15 protein-coding genes are annotated in these 20,617 nt (G+C 70.8%); 8 read left to right on the top strand and 7 right to left on the bottom strand.

The window, feature by feature from the left end; all coding sequences use genetic code 11:
• Positions 1–52: 52 nt before the first annotated feature.
• Entirely contained in the window at positions 53–1,849 is a 1,797-nt protein-coding gene (locus FM076_RS29630; protein WP_173875095.1) for an ABC transporter transmembrane domain-containing protein, read from the top strand.
• Between the two features lie 110 nt (positions 1,850–1,959).
• Here the strand turns inward: FM076_RS29630 and FM076_RS29625 are convergent, their stop codons facing one another.
• Entirely contained in the window at positions 1,960–2,754 is a 795-nt protein-coding gene (locus tag FM076_RS29625; protein WP_173873923.1) for a metal-dependent hydrolase, read from the bottom strand.
• Positions 2,755–2,932: 178 nt separating this feature from the next.
• Here FM076_RS29625 and FM076_RS29620 point away from each other — a divergent pair, with 178 nt between their 5' ends.
• Together FM076_RS29620 and FM076_RS29615 are read left to right on the top strand one after the other, a co-directional pair.
• A complete protein-coding gene (locus FM076_RS29620; protein WP_173873922.1) occupies positions 2,933–5,461 on the top strand; it encodes a DEAD/DEAH box helicase in 2,529 nt (842 codons plus the stop codon).
• 52 nt (positions 5,462–5,513) lie between these two features.
• Positions 5,514–6,422, top strand: coding sequence for an acyl-CoA thioesterase (locus tag FM076_RS29615; RefSeq protein WP_173873921.1), 909 nt, complete (start codon positions 5,514–5,516; stop codon positions 6,420–6,422).
• Between the two features lie 12 nt (positions 6,423–6,434).
• Here FM076_RS29615 and FM076_RS29610 read toward each other — a convergent pair whose 3' ends face one another.
• On the bottom strand, positions 6,435–7,514 hold the full coding sequence (locus FM076_RS29610) for a DUF6397 family protein (protein WP_173873920.1): 1,080 nt from the start codon (positions 7,512–7,514) through the stop codon (positions 6,435–6,437).
• Positions 7,515–7,615: 101 nt separating this feature from the next.
• A complete protein-coding gene (locus tag FM076_RS29605; RefSeq protein ID WP_173873919.1) occupies positions 7,616–8,008 on the bottom strand; it encodes a roadblock/LC7 domain-containing protein in 393 nt (130 codons plus the stop codon).
• Between the two features lie 193 nt (positions 8,009–8,201).
• Between FM076_RS29605 and FM076_RS29600 the strand changes: the two genes are divergently transcribed.
• A complete protein-coding gene (locus tag FM076_RS29600) occupies positions 8,202–8,810 on the top strand; it encodes a class I SAM-dependent methyltransferase (protein WP_428815097.1) in 609 nt (202 codons plus the stop codon).
• A 74-nt stretch (positions 8,811–8,884) separates the two neighbouring features.
• Here the strand turns inward: FM076_RS29600 and FM076_RS29595 are convergent, their stop codons facing one another.
• The gene (locus tag FM076_RS29595) at positions 8,885–9,799 is read right to left on the bottom strand and encodes an oxygenase MpaB family protein (RefSeq protein ID WP_173873918.1); all 915 of its coding nucleotides are present in this window, start codon (positions 9,797–9,799) and stop codon (positions 8,885–8,887) included.
• 138 nt (positions 9,800–9,937) lie between these two features.
• Here FM076_RS29595 and FM076_RS29590 point away from each other — a divergent pair, with 138 nt between their 5' ends.
• A complete protein-coding gene (locus tag FM076_RS29590; RefSeq protein ID WP_173873917.1) occupies positions 9,938–10,723 on the top strand; it encodes a hypothetical protein in 786 nt (261 codons plus the stop codon).
• Between the two features lie 102 nt (positions 10,724–10,825).
• On the opposite strand, the gene FM076_RS29585 is transcribed toward FM076_RS29590, so the two are convergent.
• Positions 10,826–11,008 carry a hypothetical protein gene (locus FM076_RS29585; protein WP_173873916.1) on the bottom strand — a complete coding sequence of 61 codons (183 nt, stop codon included), beginning with the start codon at positions 11,006–11,008 and terminating at the stop codon, positions 10,826–10,828.
• A gap of 203 nt (positions 11,009–11,211) precedes the next feature.
• On the opposite strand from FM076_RS29585, the gene FM076_RS29580 reads away from it, so the two are divergent.
• Together FM076_RS29580 and FM076_RS29575 are read left to right on the top strand one after the other, a co-directional pair.
• Positions 11,212–14,265 (top strand): DEAD/DEAH box helicase, encoded by a 3,054-nt coding sequence (locus FM076_RS29580; protein ID WP_173873915.1) that lies wholly within the window; start codon positions 11,212–11,214, stop codon positions 14,263–14,265.
• Positions 14,262–15,620 (top strand): SWF or SNF family helicase, encoded by a 1,359-nt coding sequence (locus tag FM076_RS29575; RefSeq protein WP_173873914.1) that lies wholly within the window; start codon positions 14,262–14,264, stop codon positions 15,618–15,620. Before FM076_RS29580 ends, FM076_RS29575 begins: the two co-directional genes overlap by 4 nt.
• A 60-nt stretch (positions 15,621–15,680) precedes the next feature.
• Here FM076_RS29575 and FM076_RS29570 read toward each other — a convergent pair whose 3' ends face one another.
• Positions 15,681–16,481: an SGNH/GDSL hydrolase family protein gene (locus tag FM076_RS29570; RefSeq protein WP_173873913.1), complete on the bottom strand. Its 801-nt coding sequence runs from the start codon at positions 16,479–16,481 to the stop codon at positions 15,681–15,683.
• Positions 16,482–16,624: 143 nt separating this feature from the next.
• A complete protein-coding gene (locus FM076_RS29565; RefSeq protein WP_173873912.1) occupies positions 16,625–17,227 on the bottom strand; it encodes a hypothetical protein in 603 nt (200 codons plus the stop codon).
• A gap of 308 nt (positions 17,228–17,535) precedes the next feature.
• On the opposite strand from FM076_RS29565, the gene FM076_RS29560 reads away from it, so the two are divergent.
• A complete protein-coding gene (locus tag FM076_RS29560; RefSeq protein ID WP_173873911.1) occupies positions 17,536–20,610 on the top strand; it encodes a glycoside hydrolase family 2 TIM barrel-domain containing protein in 3,075 nt (1,024 codons plus the stop codon).
• The last annotated feature ends 7 nt before the right edge of the window (positions 20,611–20,617 follow it).

Raw genomic sequence — 20,617 nt, 5'->3', positions numbered from 1 at the left:
TTCCCAGAGCACCCGGCTGAAGTCGGGGAGCCGACCAGCAGCCGGGACCCGGGTGCGGGGCGCACGGCGGTTCGGCGTGCCCGAACCCGCCTACGACCCCTCGGCTCCGGAGGACGTCACCATCCTTCCGGTCGGTACGCCGGCGACCGTCCGTTCCTATGTCCGTGCGCTGCTGCGGCGCCACAGGCGCACCTTCCTGCTGCTCGTCACCGTGAACAGCGTGGCCGTCATCGCCTCCATGGTCGGACCGCGGCTGCTGGGCGAGGTCGTCGACGACCTCGCGGCAGGAGACCGAGACCTGCGGCTGGGCCGGATAACCGCCCTGTTCGCCGTGGCGCTGCTCGTGCAGACGGTCTTCACCCAGCAGGTCCGGCTGCGCGGCGCCATGCTGGGCGAGGAGATGCTGGCGGACCTGAGGGAGGACTTCCTCGTCCGCTCCGTCGGCCTGCCGCCCGGCGTCCTGGAGCGGGCGGGGACGGGCGACCTGCTCTCCCGGATCACCACCGACATCGACCGGCTGGCCGAGGCCATGCGCAAGGCCGTCCCCCAGCTGGCCGTCGGCCTGGTGTGGACGGCGCTGCTGGTCGGGGCACTGTGCGTCACCGCTCCTCCGCTGGCATTGGCCGTGGTCCTCGCCCTGCCCGTGCTCCTGGTCGGCTGCCGGTGGTACTTCCGGCGCGCACCGCACGCCTACCGCGCCGAGGCGGCCGGCTACGCGGCCGTCGCCGCTGCCCTGGCGGAGACGGTGGACGCCGGCCGCACGGTGGAGGCGCACAGGCTGGGTGCCCGCAGGATCGCGCTCTCCGAGCGGCGGATCGCCGAGTGGACGGCGTGGGAGCGGCGGACGATGTGGCTGCGCACCGTGCTCTTTCCCACCATCAATCTCAGCAACATGCTGATCATCGGCGGTGTGCTGCTGCTGGGTGGCGTCTTCGTCCTCGAGGGATGGATCAGCGTCGGCCAGCTGACGACCGGGGCCCTGCTCGCGCAGATGCTGGTGGAACCGGTCGGGCTGATCCTGCGCTGGTACGACGAACTCCAGGTCGCCCAGGTCTCGCTCGCCCGGCTGGTGGGGGTGCGGGAGATCGAACCCGACGACGGCACCAGTGGGCTCGCGCCCCAGGACAAGGCCATGCGCGCCACCGACGTACGCTTCGGCTACCTGCCCGACGTGGACGTCCTGCACGGTGTCACGCTCGACGTGGCCCCGGGCAGCAGAGTCGCACTGGTGGGGCCGTCCGGGGCCGGCAAGTCGACACTGGGGCGGCTGCTCGCCGGTATCTACGGACCTCGCCGCGGCGAGGTCACACTCGGCGGAGCGCGGCTGAGCGAGATGCGCGCGGAAGAGGTCCGCCGCCATGTGGCGCTTGTCAACCAGGAGCACCACGTCTTCGTCGGCGCCCTGCGCGACAACCTCCTGCTGGCACGCCCCGGCGCGGACGACGCCGAGCTGTGGGCCGCGCTGGGTGCGGTGAACGCGGACGACTGGGCCACGGGGCTCCCGAACGGGCTGGACACCGAGGTCGGTTCCGGCGGGCTGGCCATCACCCCGGCACAGGCCCAGCAGATCGCGCTGGCCCGTCTGGTGCTCGCCGACCCGCACACGCTGGTCCTCGACGAGGCGACCTCGCTGCTCGATCCGCGCGCCGCACGGCACCTGGAACGGTCGCTGGGACAGGTGCTCGAAGGGCGCACGGTGGTCGCGATCGCCCACCGGCTGCACACCGCCCACGACGCGGACGTCATCGCCGTGGTGGAGAACGGGCGCATCAGTGAACTGGGCAGCCACGACGCCCTGGTCGCCGCCCAGGGCCCGTACGCGGCCCTGTGGCGTTCCTGGCACGGGTGAGCCGGACGCCGCCGGCGCCCCGTGCCGAGGCTCCGGGGTGCTGCCGTCCCGCGAGAACGCGCGGCGGCGCCCCGGCACCGGGACGAAGCACCTGCGTGTGAGGGGAAGCCTCAGCCTATGAAGCCGAGGGCGACGAGGCTGCCCGCGCCGCCCAGCACCATGAAGGCGGGCATCAGCACGGCGTTCTCGACCCAGGCGCCCGCGCGGAAACGCATGAAGCGGGGGGTGCCCAGCGGATACCACCGCTTGCCCGCTATGGGTATCGGCCACATGATCGGGCAGCCGGAGACCGTCAGGGCGTCCCCGATGTTGTGCACCATGGCGCCCAGGGCGATGGGCAGGCCCATCCACAGGTACTCCTGGCCGTCGCCGGAGAACAGCCAGTCGGCGCCGTTGCCCGGCTCTTCCAGCACGCCTGCCAGAATCCAGGCGCAGGCGGCTCCCAGGAGCCACACCAGGACGTCGCTGGAGACCCTGGCCATCCGCCACAGCAGGCCCTCCACGGCAAGGACCATGTGGATGAAGAGTATGACCAGCACCGCCCAGCGGCCCCAGAAGGCGGCCGCCGCCGCGAACCCCGCCCCGATGAAGAGCGCCCAGGGCCAGGTGTGGGTGAGGGTGCGGTGTCCTCCGGAGCGGTGCCGTTCGCCTCGGGCGCGGGTGCCGTTGTAGACGGCCGTGGAGAGCTTGTCGATCACTCCGCACAAGGCGTGCGAGAGAGGCCCGAATGCGCGCGAGATGGTCGCGGACTTCTGATCCAGGTCCGGGGCAAGCGCCGCCCCCGCGCACAGGAGTGCGCCGACCACGACCACAGGCCAGGGCATCGGGTGGCCCGCCGCAGCCACGGCGGCTCCCAGGCCGAGCCAGGCGGCGGCTCCCGACAGCGAGTGCGCCGGTCCCATCATGCGTATCCCCGCCCTGTCCTCTGCTACCTCGCGACTCTCGCGGCCCCGCGGCCCGGCCTGCGCCCCGCGCCCCCGCGCTGCTCCCGTCCGGGCCTGACACCCGTTCGGCAACACAGCGTAGCGTCCGGTGATCATCGGGAGCCCACCGGTTCCCTGATCGGCCGGAACAGCAGGCAGTATGGGGGGCGTGACAGCCACCCTTATCGACCAGATGCCGAGTGACGCCGATCCCGATGCCCTCTTCGAGTCCTTCTCGGGGTGGGCGGAAGAGCGGGGCATCTCGCTCTATCCCGCCCAGGAGGAAGCGCTCATCGAGGTGGTGTCGGGGGCGAACGTGATCCTCTCGACACCGACGGGGTCCGGCAAGAGCCTGGTCGCGGCGGGTGCTCACTTCGCCGCGCTCGCGCAGGACAAGGTCACCTTCTACACCGCGCCGATCAAGGCGCTGGTCTCGGAGAAGTTCTTCGACCTGTGCAAGCTGTTCGGCACCGAGAACGTCGGCATGCTCACCGGAGACGCCTCGGTCAACGCCGACGCCCCCGTCATCTGCTGCACCGCGGAGGTGCTCGCCTCGATCGCGCTGCGCGACGGGGCGGACGCCGACATCGGCCAGGTGGTGATGGACGAGTTCCATTTCTACGCCGAGCCCGACCGTGGCTGGGCGTGGCAGATCCCGCTGCTGGAGCTGCCGCAGGCCCAGTTCATCCTGATGTCGGCGACGCTGGGTGACGTCACACGCTTCGAGAAGGACCTCACCCGCCGCACCGGCCGTCCCACCGCTGTGGTCCGCTCGGCGACCCGGCCGGTGCCGCTGAGCTACGACTACCGCACCACCACGCTCACCGAGACGCTCACGGAGCTGCTGGAGACCCGCCAGGCGCCGGTCTACATCGTGCACTTCACCCAGGCGCAGGCCGTGGAGCGGGCGCAGGCGCTCATGAGCATCAACATGGCGACCCGCGCGGAGAAGGACGAGATCGCCAAGGTCATCGGCAACTTCCGTTTCACCACGAAATTCGGCCGCAACCTCTCGCGGTACGTACGGCACGGCATCGGGGTGCACCACGCGGGGATGCTGCCGAAGTACCGGAGGCTGGTGGAGCGGCTGGCGCAGGCGGGGCTGCTCAAGGTCATCTGCGGTACGGACACCCTCGGCGTCGGCGTCAATGTGCCCATCCGCACCGTGCTGTTCACCGCGCTCACCAAGTACGACGGCAACCGGGTGCGTACGCTGCGTGCCCGCGAGTTCCATCAGATCGCGGGCCGGGCCGGCCGCGCGGGCTTCGACACCTCGGGACTCGTCGTCGCACAGGCCCCGGAGCACGTGATCGAGAACGAGAAGGCGCTCGCCAAGGCGGGAGACGACCCGAAGAAGCGCCGGAAGGTCGTCCGGAAGAAGGCGCCCGAGGGCTTCGTCAACTGGAGTCAGCAGACTTTCGAGAAGCTCATCGCCTCGGAGCCGGAGCCGCTCACGTCCCGCTTCCGGGTGACCCACGCGATGCTGCTCTCCGTGATCGCGCGTCCTGGTGACGCCTTCACGCAGATGCGCCGGCTGCTGGAGGACAACCACGAGGACCGCCGTTCCCAGCTGCGGCACATCCGCCGTGCGATCGCGATCTACCGGTCCCTCCTGGACGGCGGCATCGTGGAGCGGCTGGACGAGCCGGACGCCGAGGGCCGCACGATCCGGCTGACCGTCGACCTCCAGCAGGACTTCGCGCTCAACCAGCCGCTCTCCACCTTCGCGCTCGCGGCCTTCGAGCTGCTGGACCCCGAGTCGCCCTCCTACGCGCTGGACATGGTCTCCGTCGTCGAGTCCACGCTGGACGACCCGCGGCAGATCCTGGCCGCGCAGACGAACAAGGCCAAGGGCGAGGCGGTCGCCCAGATGAAGGCCGACGGGATCGAGTACGAGGAGCGGATGGAGCGGCTGATGGACATCAGCTACCCCCAGCCGCTGGAGGAGCTGCTCTTCCACGCCTACGGGCTCTACCGCAAGTCCCACCCGTGGGTCGGTGACCACCTCCTCTCCCCCAAGTCGGTCGTCCGCGACATGTACGAACGGGCGATGACCTTCAGTGAGTTCGTCTCCTTCTACGAACTCGCCCGTACCGAGGGCATCGTGCTGCGCTACCTGGCGAGCGCCTACAAGGCCCTGGAGCACACCGTCCCCGACGACCTCAAGTCGGAAGACTTCCAGGACATCATCGAGTGGCTCGGCGAGATGGTGCGGCAGGTCGACTCCAGTCTGCTGGACGAGTGGGAGCAGCTGGCGAATCCGGAGGACGAGACGGCGGAGGAGGCCCAGGAGCGCGCCGACCAGGTCAAGCCCGTCACGGCGAACCCGCGTGCCTTCCGGGTGCTGGTGCGCAACGCGATGTTCCGCCGGGTGGAGCTGGCGGCGCTCGACCGCTTCGCCGAGCTGGGCGAGATGGACGGGGACGACGGCTGGGACGAGAACGCCTGGGCCGAGGCCATGGACCCCTACTGGGACGAGTACGACGAGCTGGGCACGGGGCCGGACGCCCGCGGGCCACGACTGCTGCGGATCGAGGAGGTTCCCGAGGACCGGCTGTGGCGTGTCCGGCAGACCTTCGCCGACCCGCGTGGTGATCATGACTGGGGTATCTCGGCCGAGGTTGACCTGGTCGCCTCGGACGAGGAGGGCCGCGCGGTGGTCAAGGTGACCGACGTGGGCCCGATGTGAGCGCGGCGCCGAACGCGGCCGGCCCCCTGGCCGCGAGGAAGGAACGCACGAGATGACCGGGCCCAGCCCTGCGGAACGCCTCGTGGACCTGTTGGACCTCGAGGAGATCGACCTCAACATCTTCCGGGGTGACAGCCCCCAAGAATCGCTCCAGCGGGTCTTCGGCGGGCAGGTGGCCGGGCAGGCACTGGTGGCGGCGGGCCGGACTGTGGACGACGAGCGGCCCGTCCACTCCTTGCACGCGTACTTCCTGCGGCCCGGCATTCCGGGCGTGCCGATCGTGTACCAGGTGGAGCGGGTCAGGGACGGCCGTTCGTTCACCACACGCCGTGTCGTCGCCGTCCAGCGCGGTCGTGTCATCTTCAATCTGACCGCCTCCTTCCATGTGCGGGAGCCCGGGTTCGAGCACCAGTTGCCGATGCCCGAGGTGCCCGATCCGGAGAGCCTGCCGAAGCTGGCGGACGAGATCCGGGCCCACCTGGGTTCGCTTCCTGTTCCGTTGGAGCGCATGGCGCGCCGTCAGGCGTTCGACCTGCGCTATGTGGAGCGGCTGCGCTGGAGTCCGTCCCAGCTGGCGGGGGTGGAACCGCGCAGCGCGGTGTGGATGCGCGCGATCGGGTCGCTCGGGGACGATCCTCTCGTGCACACCTGCGCGCTGACCTATGCCAGTGACATGACTCTCCTCGACGCCGTCCGTCTCCCTGTCGAACCGCTGTGGGGGCCGCGGAACTTCGATACCGCCTCGCTGGATCACGCCATGTGGTTCCATCGGCCGTTCCGTGCCGATGAGTGGTTCCTCTACGAGCAGGAATCCCCCATCGCGACCGGCGCGCGAGGACTCGCCCGGGGTCAGATCTATGCCCGTGAGGGCAGGCTGATCGTGTCCGTCATGCAGGAGGGACTGTTCCGCCCGCACTCCGACGAGCGTAAAGAGTCCCGTTCTTCGCAGGACCCTTCCTAGGCGGACGTCTGGTCACTGTGCCGGACGCGCCGCGGGCTTGGGCTTGCGGCGTCCCAGGAGATACCAGCGCCGGCGGGAGGCGGCCGCGCCGGGCTTCCTCGTGACGGGGCGTGCTGAAGCGGGATCGGGCCGGTGTTCCCGGCCCGGCCGGGGGTGGAAGATCTCCTCGTCCGCCGACTCGGCTTGCTCTCCGGGACCGCCCAGGAGCACCGCCCGTTCCCCGTGGGACGGGAGATGTTCGCGGTGAGACAGGAGATGGGGATCAGCGGGAGTGAGTGCGGCGGGGTAGCCCGTGATGCCCGAGGTCCCCGGCAGTTCCGATGCCCTGGCCGCCTCCAGTTCGGCGTCCAGCATCAGTCGGTGCCATCGGATTTCCTCCTCCCCTTCGGCCAGGCACAGTTCTTCCAGCAGTGCCCGGCTGCTCCGAGACTCCGTGCGTGTCTCCAGCAAGCGAGGGCGCAGTGCCCTCAGCCTGGCCCGTTCGCCGGGGTCGGGCACGGTCTCGGCCAGGATCTCGTCGTCCAGCACGCTCGCCCGGGCGGCGACCCGCTCCCAGGGGCCCGCCGCGTGCCGGATCAGCTGCCGAACCCGCCTCGTGCGCCAGTTGCGGGCCCGGTGGTCGGCACCTGCCTCCAGTGCGGTCCGCATGCCCTGGGGAAGGCGTCCGGTCAGCAGCGGGGCGTGATTCTCCGCGAAATCCCGCAGCTCGTCGGCCAGGTAGAGCCAGACCAGGGTTCGGTACCGGTTCAGGTAGAAGCCGACCGGACTGAAGCATCCCGCCCTCGCGAGGCGGGCGAAGCGGGAGGGGTTGATGTCCAGCAGCTCGGACGCCTCCTGCGCTCCCATGACACGCAGCCGTTCACGCAGCCCGCCGGGGAAGTCCGGAGCGTTCCTGATCCTCTCCAGCTCTTCCCGTGGCACCCTGCGGGCACCACCGGATGCCCCTGGCACGGTGCGCACCTCGTCGATCTGTACGGCCAACTCGAATTCCCGTAGCCGCAGTCCCAGTTCCATGGCGGCTGTGCGCGGCGCCACGCCGTCCCCGTGCGGGACGGGCGCCGCCGAACGGCGCCCAGCTGACTTCTCTCGCATGTCGTCTTCCCCCGTGAGTGCTCGATCACCTTGCGTGAAGACGACGATAGCCTCTCGAGCCCGTTCCCGCCGGGCCTGTGGATAACTTGAGGAATCGCAGGTCAGTGGCCGTTTCGCACGGCGACTCCGAGGTGTTCCCCGACCCGGTTGACCAGCAGCGTCATCTCGTAGGCGACCTGGCCGATGTCGGCTTCGGCTCCCGTCAGGACACACAGACAACTGCCGTCGCCCGCCGCCGTCACGAAGAGCACGCCCTCGTCGAACTCGATCATGGTCTGGCGAACCCGGCCCGCCTTGAAGTACTGGCCGGATCCCTTGGCGAGGCTGTGCAGGCCGGAGGAGACCGCTGCCAGATGCTCGGCGTCCTCGCGATCGAGTTCCTGACTGCTACCTGTCACGAGTCCGTCGGTGGAGAGGACCAGCGCATGCCGGACCGACGAGATCCGCTTCGTGAGGTCGTCCAGCAACCAGTCGAGTCCCGTGTTCAGTGCCACCCCGCGCCCCCTTTGTCTCGGCATCTGCCGTGCCACCCTTACCCACGAGAGCACCGTCAGCAACCATAAGGTCCAGTTCAGTTGCGCACAGTTACACCCCTGTCGCTCCTGTCACAGCCGTATCACCGGATTGTTGCGGACGACCGGCCTCCGACGGATCCCGAGCGTACGACGGAAGAGCGAGGATGAGGGGATGACACACGACTTGACCGACGACCGGCGCGCCGTACGGGAGTTCTTCACCGAGAGGGCCGCACGCTGGGACGCCCGTTTCCCCGAAGACGGTCCCGCCTATGCCGCTGCCATCGCCGAGGTGGGCCTGCGGCCCGGCGAGACGGTCCTGGACGCCGGCTGCGGCACCGGTCGGGCGCTTCCCCTGCTCCGCACCGCGGTGGGCCCGGACGGTACGGTCCTCGGAGCCGACCTCACCCCGGCGATGCTGCGGCAGGTCGTGACGGCCGGGCGCGCGCGGAGTGCCTCTCTCCTGCTCACGGACGTCGCCCGCCTGCCACTGCGGGACGGGTCCCTGGACGCGGTCTTCGGTGCGGGTCTCATCTCCCACCTCCCGGGACCGGAGACCGGGCTGCGCGAACTGGCCCGCGTCGTAAGGCCGCAAGGGCGTCTCGCGCTGTTCCACCCGGTGGGCCGCGCCGCACTGGCTGCCCGCCAGGGGCGGCAGATCACCGCGGACGACATCCGGGCCGAACCGAGACTCCGCGCACTGCTCGCGGCGACCGGCTGGCGTCTTGTGTCCTACGTGGACGAGGACGACCGGTATCTGGCGCTGGCGGTACGGGAGTAGGCCGAACCAGGAAGGCCGCGCGGGCGGCGGCCCTCGCAGCCGGACCCGCCCTCGGAGCGTGACGGGGAGCCCTCTCACTCAGGTGGCTGGTCGGTCGAGTGCGGTACGGGGCAGGCAGGCAGGCCGGAGCCGCCCCGGCCCGGGAAGGTGCCCAAGTCCGCTACCCGGTAGCCCTCCGGATAGCCGGGGTAGCTCCTGATCTCCGGGTTCTGCCGGCCGAAGTGCGGGCTGCGGCGAGGCGGCAGCAATCGCACGGTACGGGCCCGGAACCGCAGTGCACCGCGTGTCAGCCGACGGGCGGCGGGATGCGGTTCCGGGTAGCGGAACGCCCTCAGCAGCGAGTCGTCCAGCAGAGCGAGACTGGCGCCGCGCACCAGGGGCGCGAGAGGCCGCGGATACCACGAGGCCATCAGGTCGAGCGTGGAGTCCGAGACTCTCCGGCCCCCTTCGTCCCAGCCGAAGTGCGCCTCCTCGTACTCGTCGAGGAACCGTTCGAACTCCTCGTAGTCGCGCGGTACGTCCTGGATGCCCATGTGCCGTCCGAGCGTGCGGTAGTACTGGGCGACCGCGCGCAGCTCATGCTCTGTCAGTCGCCGCCAGCCGTAGGAGTCGAGCCATCTCTTCGGCATGACAACGAACGTGCACAGCACATAGCGCATGTCCTCATTGGAGATGTCGTAGCAGCGATGCATCTGGTTGATGCGCCGGATGGCGGTGCGCCCGTGCACGCTGTCGAAGCCGTGCTCGACGACGGCGTCGAGCAGGAGTGCCGTGTCGTCGTAGCGCTTCTGCGTACGGTCGGTCAGCTCTGCCGTCTCCGCCAACAGCCCGCCGATGCTGGGCACGGCGTAGGTGCGGTACAGGGCGAGTTCGAGAGCGCGAGCGATGTCCCAGGGGAACTCGTAGGCCGCGATCAGGCGGTAGATGACATGCGCCTCACGCTCCGGATCGAGTTGGAGGATGTACCTGAGTCGGTCGTAGCGCCCCACGTCGTGCCCCTCTCCTGGGTCCCCTCGGGTCTCCTGGGTCCCCTCGGGTCTGGCGTCTGCCGCGACACCCTCGCATCTGTCGCGGACGCCTCTCGGCAGCTATGGTCACCGGGATCCGGTAAGAAGGGGAGGCCACCGGTGAGTACGGGCCAGGAAGATTCGCTCTATGTGCTGACTGCCGTCCTGTTGACACCCGCGCAGTTCCCGAGCGTGCTGGGAGACGACTACCCCGCTGTCTGCGCGGCACTGGGACTGGAGCCGTACGCCGAGGGCTACGGACTGGTCCTGGGCCAGGACGAGTCGGGTGCGCGCTGGACCGTGGTGACCGAGGACGTGACACAGGTGGCCTGTGCCGTGGCGGCCTGGGACTGCGGCATGGAGTACGACCTGTCTCCGAACGAACGCTCCGTGTCCACCGTGCTCCCCGGCTGGCCGCTGGCGCTGACCGTCTCAGCCCCGGGCGTGCCCTCCCCTCACGATCCGGAACCGGAACCGGGCGGCGACGGGAGCGCTGTGCTTCTCTCGCCGCCGGACACCTCCCGGTGGGGGCCCGCTCAGCGGCGTCTCGGCGCGGACGAGATCGCCCTCCAGTGGGCGCAGTGGCGGGCGCAGGTGGAGGAGGACGTGGAGTTCGTGGAGTCGGGTGCGGAGCCCGATGACCAGGTGCGGCGCGTCCTGGAAGAGATGCGGGGCTATCTGGAGACTCCTCCGCCGCCGGGTCGTATACGGTCCGCCTTCGCCTCCGGCGACGCGCGCACGCTGAGGGCGGACGGTCCGGGCTGGAGCGTCGTGGCACGTACCGACGACATCGCGTTCGTCCTGTTGGACGAGGCCCCCGGCGAAGTGCGCCCGGTCGGCCGGGGACGCGAGTTGCCGCACCTGCTCTCGGCTCTGGACAGCATCGCGGTTCGCCCAGCTGCCTAGCCCTCCTCGTGGCCCGAAAGCCTGGGCAGCCGTCTGAGGCGCTGCCCTGGCAGCCCCGCCGTCAGCGGCAGGCTGGGCGGCGCCGGGCACGCCGACGGATGGCTAGCGGCCCAGCTCCTTGCGGCTGACTCTGCGCAGCCTGCGCCGCTGCGAGGGGTCCAGCGCCAGGTAGGCAACCGCGGGCACACCGACGATCACCAGCAGCGCGATCCAGAACGAGGTCAGCCACCACAGGAGCAGCCCTACCGCGACCCCGCCCACAGCGATCTTGGCTCGGTTGGTCATTTCGCTTCCTCCTCCGCACCGGCGGGGCTCGCTGCTGCCGCAGCCACAGTGCTCCGCCTCTCCTTCCATTGAACGCCATTCGGGCACGGCAGGTTCCCTCCCGCCTGCGAGACCACAGCCCACAAGGTCTTTCTCGATTCGGTTCTCGCTTCCGACTCGCGTGCTGTACCCTCGGCCGCCCACTCGCTAGTCAAATTTGAGGAATGCGTCGCACTGTGGCCGAGACCCTGGCAGTCCCCTCCTGGTCGTCCCAGCTCACCCACTGCGTGGCCGCGTTCTTGCCGGCCGATCCGCCACGCCGCTCACGAATCGCCTTCTGGCACCCGGACAGCACACCTCCCGCCCTTCTTGCCGAAGACCTCGCGGCCGAGTCCGTGGAACTGACCGTCGTGACGCCCGGCGACGACGGTGTCGGAACACGGACCGTGCCCGCGGTCACGCTCCCCGTACAGGCGGCCCTTCCGCTTCTCAGCCGCGCCTATGCCGCGTGGGGACCGGACAGCGCTCTCACGTCCCCGGAGCAGTCCGCTCGCCACGAGCCGCAGGCCGACCCCACGGTGGTGTTCTGGGGCGCGGCTACGCTGCACGCCCTCCGCCTGGCCGCAATGGGACGCCTGCTGCCCGGGCTGAGTCAGCAGGACCACGACGCCTGGCGGCTGGCTCCCCTTCATGCCGAGGACAGCGTCGTCATCGGTGACCTGGCGGCAGCCATGCCGCCCAACGCGCACGCTGTTCCGCTCCCCGGGGACGGTCCCCCGCGCATGCCCGCGCCGGAGCCTTTGGTGCGGGCGTTCCTGGACGCCGTGGCCGACGCGCTCCCCCGTACCCCGGCGGCTCCGCTGGCGGCAGGGACGCCTGCCTTCGCGGACGAGGAGCCCCATGCCGTGCCCGAGCTGCGCGAGTGGGCTGCGGAGGTGGCCGCCGGAGTCGACGCCGGTGTGCGGCTCTCGCTGCGCATCGAGATCAGCGGGCTCCCCCCGTCGCCCGGCGCGCTGGATGCGCAAGCGCCTCTCCCCGCCACGGACAGGACGGGCTCGCACCCCATGGAAGCGACCGAGCGCCCCTCGGATGCGGCCGGCCCCCGGCCGGTCTTCCGTGGGGTGCTGCAACTGCACGCCTGGGATGACAGCACCTTGGTGGCGGACGCCGCCGAGGTGTGGGCGGGCACCTCGCACACGGCGCGGCGGTTCGGGCCACGAGCGCGCACGACGACACTGCTCACGCTGCGCCGTGCGGCAGCGGCCTGGGATGCTCTCACCCCGTTGCTGTCGGCCGCCGTCCCCGACGCGATCGAACTGGCCGACGAGGAGGTCGCAGAACTGCTCGGAACCTCGGTACCGCGCGCTCTTGCAGCCGCCGGTATCCAGGTGCACTGGCCACGCGAGTTCGCGCGCTCGCTGACTTCCCGTGCCGTGATCGGTCCCGCCGACGAGGCGGGCGGGCCGGACCTGGATGCCACGGAGCACGGCATGGAGGGTTCGGGGCTCCCGTCCCTGCTCTCCCCGGAGGCACTCCTGAGCTTCGACTGGCGCTTCGCTGTCGGGGACCAGGAGGTGACCCGCGCGGAACTGGACCGGCTCGCCGAGGCAGGGCGGCCCCTGGTGCGGCTGCGCGACCAGTGGGTGCTCATCGACCCGGAGCAGGTCCGGGCGGCACGCCTGCGCGAGGACCGCAAGGTGGGCACTCTCGAAGCGCTGGACGCCGTCCTGACCGGCACTACGGAGAGGGACGGCGAGCGCGTCCAGGTGGAGGCGACCGGGTGGCTCGAGGCGCTGCGCGAGCGGCTGTCCGATCCCGAACGCCGCGAAGAACCTCCACTGCCGCCGCCCGCACAGCTCAGAGCGAAACTGCGTGAGTACCAGTTGCGCGGGCTCGACTGGCTGCACCGTATGACCTCGCTCGGGCTCGGTGCGTGCCTGGCCGACGACATGGGCCTGGGCAAGACCATCACCCTCATCGCGCTCCACCTGCGCCGGCAGGAGAGCGCGGCGACAGCGGGCCCGACCCTGGTGGTCTGCCCCGCCTCGCTGCTCGGCAACTGGCAGCGGGAGATCGAGCGGTTCGCCCCCCGGACACCCGTACGCCGCTACCACGGTCCGGGCCGCTCTCTGGAGGAACTGCGCGAGGGCGAGTTCGTCCTCACGACCTACGGCACCATGCGGCTGGACGCGGCGCGGCTGCTCCCCGCAGCGGACGAGGCGTGGGGCATGGTCGTCGCTGATGAGGCCCAGCATGTGAAGAACCCGTTCGCCGCCACCGCCAGAGCGCTGCGCTCTCTCCCCGCGCGGGCCAGGGTGGCGCTGACCGGCACGCCCGTCGAGAACAACCTCTCGGAACTGTGGTCGGCCCTCGACTGGACCACCCCCGGGCTGCTGGGGCGCCTGGGCACCTTCCGCAGGCGCTACGCCGACGCGGCGGAGGGCGGCGACCCCGCGGCGGCCGAGCGGCTGTCACGGCTCGTCCGGCCCTTCCTGCTGCGCCGGCACAAGACCGACCCGGGGATCGCGCCTGAGCTGCCGGCCAAGACGGAGACCGACCGTGCGGTCTCGCTGACGACCGAACAAGCCGCCCTGTACGAGGCCGTGGTCCGCGAGAGCCTGGAGGCGCTGCGCGGGACAGGAGGTATCGAGCGGCGGGGCCTGGTGGTCAAGCTGCTCACCTCGCTGAAGCAGATCTGCAACCACCCGGCGCAGTATCTCAAGGAGGACGACGGTCCGCTGACCGGCCGCTCGGGGAAGCTGGAACTGCTGGACGAACTCCTCGACACCCTCCTGGCCGAGGAGGCGAGCGTGCTGGTCTTCACCCAGTACGTGCGGATGGCGCATTTGTTGGAACGGCACCTGGCCGCACGGGGTGTGGCCACCCAGTGTCTGCACGGCGGCACTCCCGTCACGCGCCGCGAGGAGATGGTGCGCCGCTTCCAGGAGGGCGCCGCGCCGGTGTTCCTGCTCTCCCTCAAGGCCGCGGGAACAGGGCTCAACCTCACCAGGGCCAGCCATGTCATCCACTACGACCGCTGGTGGAATCCGGCTGTGGAGGCCCAGGCGACCGACCGCGCCTACCGGATCGGCCAGACACAGCCCGTACAGGTCCACCGGCTCATCGCGGAGGGGACGATCGAGGACCGTATCGCCGACATGCTGCGCCGCAAGAAGGCTCTCGCGGACGCCGTGCTGGGTTCCGGTGAGGCCGCGTTGACCGAACTGACCGACGCGGAACTCGCGGACCTGGTCGAGCTGCGGAAGGGGGAGCGATGAGCGCAGACGACCTCACGACCGAAGGGAACGGGCTCACGGAGGAGTCCGGTGCGGACACGCGGGAACGCGTTTTCGCGCCACTGCCGCCCGCCCGGGGACGCGGTTTCACCCGCACCTGGTGGGGCCAGACGTGGCTGACGGCGCTGGAAGAGACAGCGCTGGACGGCAAGCAGCTCAAGCAGGGCCGCGCGCTCGCCCGGCAAGGCGCGGTGGGTGCCGTCTCCGTACGTCCTGGCCGCATCACCTCGGTCGTGCTCGGTGCCGACCGGACGCCGTTCAGAGCGGACGTCCTGCTGCGTGAGCTGGACGAGGGCGAGTGGGACCGGCTGCTGGACGTGATCGTCGAGCAGTCAGGGCACATCGCCGCTCTGCTGGACCGCGAGATGCCGCCCCGCCTCGTGGAGGACGCCGCCGACGCGGGGCTCGAATTGCTGCCCGGGATCGGTGACCTGGACCCTGAGTGCACATGCGGCTCCTGGGACCACTGCCCGCACACGGCCGCTCTCAGCTATCAGATGGCCCGGCTGCTGGATGAGGATCCGTTCGCCCTGCTGTTGCTGCGCGGCCGGGCGGAACAGGAGCTTGTGGAGACGCTCCAGGCGCGCAGTGCCGCCCGGGCCGCGGAGGATGCCGACGGACTGGCCGCGGGGACCGGTGGCTCGGAAGACGGGCCGGAGGGGGTGGACGCGGCGGAGGCGTTCGCCCTGGGGGCGGTGCTGCCGCCGCTGCCGCCGGCCCCGGGACCCGTGGCGGAGACAGGACAGCCGGCGGCGCTGGAGGGCGGTACGTCGGGTGCGCCGGGGCTGGACGTCGACGCGTTGGACTTTCTGGCACTGGACGCCGCCTCAAGGGCCCGGCGGATGCTCGCGGAGGCTCTCTCCCCGGACCACGCGACCCGCCCGGCAGCACGCCCGCTGACGGTGTGGGAGGACGCGGTGCGGCTCGCTGCCGCCCGGCCCTCCAGCACCGTCATGAAGCGGCTCGCCCAAGGCTGCGGGCGCAGGGAGGGGGAGTTGGAGGCGGCCGTACGTGCCTGGGGATTCGGCGGGCCCGAAGCGCTGGCCGTACTGGCCGGTGACACCTCGCCGGCGCCGGAGGCGCTGGAGCGGGCACAGCAACAGCTCGACGCCGCCTGGACCGAGGAGGAGGGCCGCCCCGTGCTGCGGAGAACGGGAGCCCGCTGGACGGTGCCAGGAGCGGACGCACAGCTGCGCCACGGGCCGGACGGACGCTGGTGGCCCTATCGCAGGCATGGGCGCGTGTGGTGGCCCGTGGGCGGCCCGGAGCGCGACCCGGCGGCCGCTCTGGCGGTCGCGTTGGCGAGTGGCGAGGAGGCGTTCACCGAGGCGGGCTGACCGTGCGTGTGTGCCGCCGCCCCGCGTCGGGAAGGGCGGCGGCGCACACGGACGCCGGTGTCAGGCGAGTCCCTCCAGCACCGGGAGATAGCCACCGGACTGCCCGGCGGCGGTCGGGTGGTAGGACTCGTCCACCGGGAGGGTGACGCTGTGCAGCCACTCGTCGCCCGAGCAGATCTCGTGCCCGGAGAAAGCGGGGCGCACGTCGCCGAAGCTGTAACCGTGGTCGGCGGCACGCTTGGCGGTGACCTCGTTCAGGTCGTCCGAGGCGGCGTTGATGGCTTCGCGGGACTTCTCGCTGATGCCGACCGCGCAGTCGCCGTCGAGCTTGTACATGTGCGGGTAACCCAGCACGACGACCTTGGCCGAGGGTGCCTTGGCGCGGATCGCGTCGTAGACGGTGTCCAGCTTGCCGGGGAGTGTGTCGGCTATGTAGGTGCGTGCCTCCTGGACGCGTGCCAGGCAGGCGCTCTCGCCCTGGGTGACGCAGGTCGTCATGGCGTCGCCGAAGCCCGCGTCGTTGCCGCCGATGCTGATGCTCACCAGGCCGGTGGAGGTGTTGAGGGGCCCGAGTTGGCCGGCGAGTACGTCGTCCGTACGCGCGCCCGAGCAGGCCGTGAAGTCGAAGGAGGAGGGGGAGTTGGCGGCGTTCCAGAGCTTGGGGTAGGCGTTCGCGCTCCGCTTGCAGTCGCTGCCGTCGTAGTCGCCGGCGCCCACTCCTGAGGAGTAGGAGTCGCCGAGCGCGACGTAGCCCGTGGCGGGGGCCTCCTCGGCCGATGCGGAGGTGGCACCGGTGAGGGAGGACAGTCCGAGGAAGAGGGCGGCGGCGGTGGCCGTGGACGCCCATCTGCGCAGCTTCATGGCACCTCTCATGGATGGCACGGAAGGAACAGCTGTCACATCGGTCGCAGCGGACTTACCCCGCAGTGGACGCGTCCATGCCAACTCAACTGCGTGCCCGAAGCCGTGTGTTGAGGCGCGGCGGGCACGTTACCCCGCTTCCGTCAGGACAAGGGTCTGTTGAGTTTCTCGCCCTTGCCCGCCGTCAGAGAGCATGTGACGTGGTCGAAGCCCCTGCCGACGTTCTCCGCCTTCGGGTAGGAGATCAGCGTTCCGCCCACCGTGCCGCCCGGCTGCTTGGCCGCCTTGTCGCGCAGCACGGAACGGCACAGCGCGTCGGCCCGCCTGCGCACCGCGTCGTCGGTGCCGTAGTCACCCGTGATCTTCTTCCGGCTGACGACCTCGGCGTCGTGCGGGCCGTCGCAGTCGCGGGTTTCCACCGCGCCCTCGCGCTCCGCGGAGCGGTCGTAGCAGTCCCCCACTTGGAGCAGGAAGGAGGGCAGTGGTACGTCGCTCACGCTGTCGTCGGGCTCCTCGGAAGGCAGTCCGTCCTCCTCACCGGGCGCGGGGAAATCGGTGGCCTGCCCGTCGTCCGACGGCTCCGTGGAAGGCTGCCCGGTCTCTTCCTCGTAGTGGGAGGGTGTACGAGAGGAGGAGGGCTTGTCACCCGCCGACTCGCTCTTCCCGCCGTCTCCGCCTGTCAGATAGAGGACCGACGCCGTGATGAGCGCCAGGGCGACGACCGCGGCCGCGACGACGGCGGCCACCACCCTGCCCCTGTTCCCGCCTCCCGGCGGCGGAGGAGGTGGCCAAACTCCCGGCCCGGACCCCGGCGGACCGAAACCGCCCGTCCCCGGTGGCCCGAATCCGCCGGCCCCTGGAGGCCCGAAACCGGCCGGCGGCTGAGCGGGAGGCGGCGGGTTGCCCGGTGGCCTGCTCGGCGGTGGCGGCACAGTCATACACATCACTCTGTCATGAAGTGCTCACTCCATGCGATCCGGTTGTTGGACAGGCATGCCTCAGTGGCTCCGGGTGGGAGAGAAGACACAGGAACGCACAGAAACCGAGGAGATGCATGAGGACTTCCCGGCACGCCGGTCCGCCCCGTCCATCCCGCCCCGCCTCTCCCCCGACCCTCCCCTACTACGAGGATGTCTCCCCCGGCACCGGTTGCCTGCCGCCCCGCGCATGGGCGCCCGGCTCCGACGCGCGCAGGCTCGCACTGACCGGAACCGCGTGGAAGTTCCGTCTGTCGTCCGCCGCCGAGACGCACACCGCGGCCTTCGCGGAGCCGGACTACGACGACTCCCAGTGGGCCGAACTCCCCGTGCCCTCCCACTGGGTGCTCCACGGGCACGGTTCGCCCGCGTACACGAACGTGCCGTACCCCTTCCCCGTCGACCCACCGCGTGTGCCCGACGAGAACCCCACCGGCGACCACCGTCACGTCTTCGACCTCCCCCAGGACTGGCCACTGTCCGCGGCGGACGCCGCTCTCCGCGACGGCGCCACCGGTGCCGAGGACAGCGCTGGGGAGACACTGCTGCGCTTCGAGGGCGTGGAGTCCTGCGCACGGGTGTGGCTGAACGGACAGGAGCTGGGAACCTTCCAGGGCTCCCGGATGCCGCACGAGTTCGCCGTCGGGTCCCTGCTGAGGCCGCGCGGCAACGTTCTCGCGGTACGGGTGCACCAATGGTCCGCCGGGAGCTACCTGGAGGACCAGGACATGTGGTGGCTGCCCGGCATCTTCCGGGAGGTCACCCTGCTGCACCGTCCCCCCGGCTCCGCGCGGGACCACACGGTGCACGCGGACTACGACCACACCACGGGCCGCGGCACCCTGCGCGTGGAATCCGTTCCGCCGGGACGGGTCACCGTGCCGGAACTCGGGCTCGACCTGCCCACCGGCCGGACCGGGACGGCGCAGGTCGAACCGTGGACGGCGGAGACTCCGCGGCTCTATGACGCCGAACTGACCGCGGGCCAGGAGCGGATCCGGCTGCGGATCGGTTTCCGCACCGTCGCCGTCGAGAACGGGCTCTTCACCGTCAACGGCCGCAGAGTGCTGCTGCGCGGCGTCAACCGTCACGAGTTCCATCCCAGGACCGGCCGCGCCCTGGACCTCGCGACGATGCGCCGTGACCTGGAGCTGATGAAACAGCACAACATCAACGCCGTCCGCACCAGTCACTACCCGCCGCATCCGGCCTTCCTCGATCTGTGCGACGAACTGGGGATGTGGGTGATGGACGAGTGCGACCTGGAGACGCACGGTTTCCTCGCGCTGAAGGACGTGCGCAACCCGGTGGACGACCAGCGGTGGACCCCCGCGCTGCTCGACAGGGCCGCACGCATGGTCGAGCGCGACAAGAACCATCCCTCTGTCGTCATGTGGTCCCTGGGCAACGAATGCGGGAGCGGAGAGGGCCTGTCCGCGATGGCTCGCTGGATCCGCGAACGGGACCCCTCACGCCCTCTGCACTACGAGAACGACCCCTCCTACCAGGACAGTGACTTCCACTCCCGCATGTACGCGTCCCATGCCGAGGTGGACCTGGCGGGCCTGCGTGCGGAGTGCGCGGCGGGCGACGCCGAGCCGGACGCGCGGCGGCACTCGTTGCCGTTCATCCTGTGCGAGTACGCGCACGCCATGGGCAACGGCCCCGGTGGACTGAGCGAGTACCAGCGCCTTTTCGAGACCCATGAACGCTGTCAGGGCGGCTTCGTGTGGGAGTGGATCGATCACGGTCTCGAACACCGCGCCAGGGACGGACGGTCGTACTTCGCCTACGGGGGCGACTTCGGCGAGGAGGTGCACGACGGCAATTTCGTCTGCGACGGTCTCGTCTTCCCCGACCGCACGCCGTCCCCCGGGCTGACCGAGTACAAGAAGGTGATCGAACCGGTCCGCATCCGGCCCGGATCGACGGGCGGGAGCGTACTGATCACCAACCTGTACGACTTCGCCGACCTGTCCCACCTCGCCTTCTCCTGGTCGTATGAGATCGAGGGCGAGCAGGTGAGCGGGGGCATGCTGCCCCTGCCCGAGGCACCGGTGCCGCCGGGGAAAAGCGTGGAGCTGCCGCTGCCCGCCGCCCCGGAGACCGGTCGCGCCGGAGAGGCGTGGTGGACAGTACGTGCCGTTCTCGTCCAGGAGACGGCATGGGCGCCACGCGGGCACCCGGTCGCCTGGGGCCAGTTGCCCGCAGCCGAGGCACGGGAGGCCGTGCCCGCGAGGCTGCCGTCGGCCCCTGCCGCTCCGCGCCGCCTGGAGGCCCCTGAAGGCTCTGAGAGCGACGTGCGGGATGCCGGGCACATCCGGCTGGGCCCGGCGCTCTTCGCGGCGCACAGCGGCGTCCTGCTGCGCCTGGGAGGCGTCCCGCTGCGGGGGCCCCGGCTCGATGTGTGGCGGGCGACGACCGACAACGACGACGGCGCCCCCTTCCAGCCGGACGTACGGATGGGGCCGCTGTGGCGGCGCCACGGACTGCACCGGATGCGGCACCGGACGGAAGGCGTGGAGCCGACCCCGGATGCGCTCGTCGTGCGCTCACGGGTCGCCCCGGCCGCTTCCGCACTGGGGCTGCGCACCGTCTACCGCTGGACCGGAACGGCCGACCAGGTACGGCTGACGGTCACGGTCGAGCCGGAGGGCGACTGGGACTTCCCGCTGCCCCGGCTCGGAGTGCGCCTGGGGCTGCCCTCCAGGTACGGCTACGCGACCTGGTTCGGCGGCGGACCGGGTGAGGGCTATCCGGACACCTCCGCCGCCGCCCTCACGGGACGGTGGCGCAGCACGGTGGACGGGCTCCAGACGCCCTACGTACGCCCCCAGGAGAACGGCGCCCGGCCGCATGTCCGCTGGGCGGAGCTGAGGCGCGGGCCACAGGGTCCGGGGTTGCGGATCGAGTCCGAGGACGCCTGGTGCTGGTTCACCGCGCGCCGCTGGACGAGCGAGCACCTGGACACCGCGGGGCACACCACGGATCTGGTGCCCGGGCAGACGGTGTGGGTCAACCTCGACCACGGGATGCAGGGCATCGGTTCGCAGTCCTGCGGGCCCGGTGTGCTGCCGCAGTACCAGTTGGCAGTGCGTCCCGCCCGCTTCTCCTTCACCTTCCGCGAGGTCGGCACGGTCGAGAGGAGCTGATCCGTCG

This window comes from Streptomyces albus subsp. chlorinus (assembly GCF_013302895.1).
In the GTDB taxonomy this organism is placed as follows: Bacteria; Actinomycetota; Actinomycetes; order Streptomycetales; family Streptomycetaceae; genus Streptomyces; species Streptomyces chlorinus.
Note: the sequence above shows the minus strand (reverse complement) of the source record. Positions and strands in the feature narration are given on the sequence as shown.

Bases quoted from the DNA above. Each gene is read 5' to 3' on its own strand.
- FM076_RS29625 (WP_173873923.1), bottom strand. From the start codon at position 2,754: ATGATGGGACCGGCGCACTCGCTGTCGGGAGCCGCCGCCTGGCTCGGC.
- FM076_RS29620 (WP_173873922.1), top strand. From the start codon at position 2,933: ATGGGGGGCGTGACAGCCACCCTTATCGACCAGATGCCGAGTGACGCC.
- FM076_RS29615 (WP_173873921.1), top strand. From the start codon at position 5,514: ATGACCGGGCCCAGCCCTGCGGAACGCCTCGTGGACCTGTTGGACCTC.
- FM076_RS29610 (WP_173873920.1), bottom strand. From the start codon at position 7,514: ATGCGAGAGAAGTCAGCTGGGCGCCGTTCGGCGGCGCCCGTCCCGCAC.
- FM076_RS29600 (WP_428815097.1), top strand. From the start codon at position 8,202: ATGACACACGACTTGACCGACGACCGGCGCGCCGTACGGGAGTTCTTC.
- FM076_RS29585 (WP_173873916.1), bottom strand. From the start codon at position 11,008: ATGACCAACCGAGCCAAGATCGCTGTGGGCGGGGTCGCGGTAGGGCTG.
- FM076_RS29580 (WP_173873915.1), top strand. From the start codon at position 11,212: ATGCGTCGCACTGTGGCCGAGACCCTGGCAGTCCCCTCCTGGTCGTCC.
- FM076_RS29575 (WP_173873914.1), top strand. From the start codon at position 14,262: ATGAGCGCAGACGACCTCACGACCGAAGGGAACGGGCTCACGGAGGAG.
- FM076_RS29570 (WP_173873913.1), bottom strand. From the start codon at position 16,481: ATGAAGCTGCGCAGATGGGCGTCCACGGCCACCGCCGCCGCCCTCTTC.
- FM076_RS29560 (WP_173873911.1), top strand. From the start codon at position 17,536: ATGAGGACTTCCCGGCACGCCGGTCCGCCCCGTCCATCCCGCCCCGCC.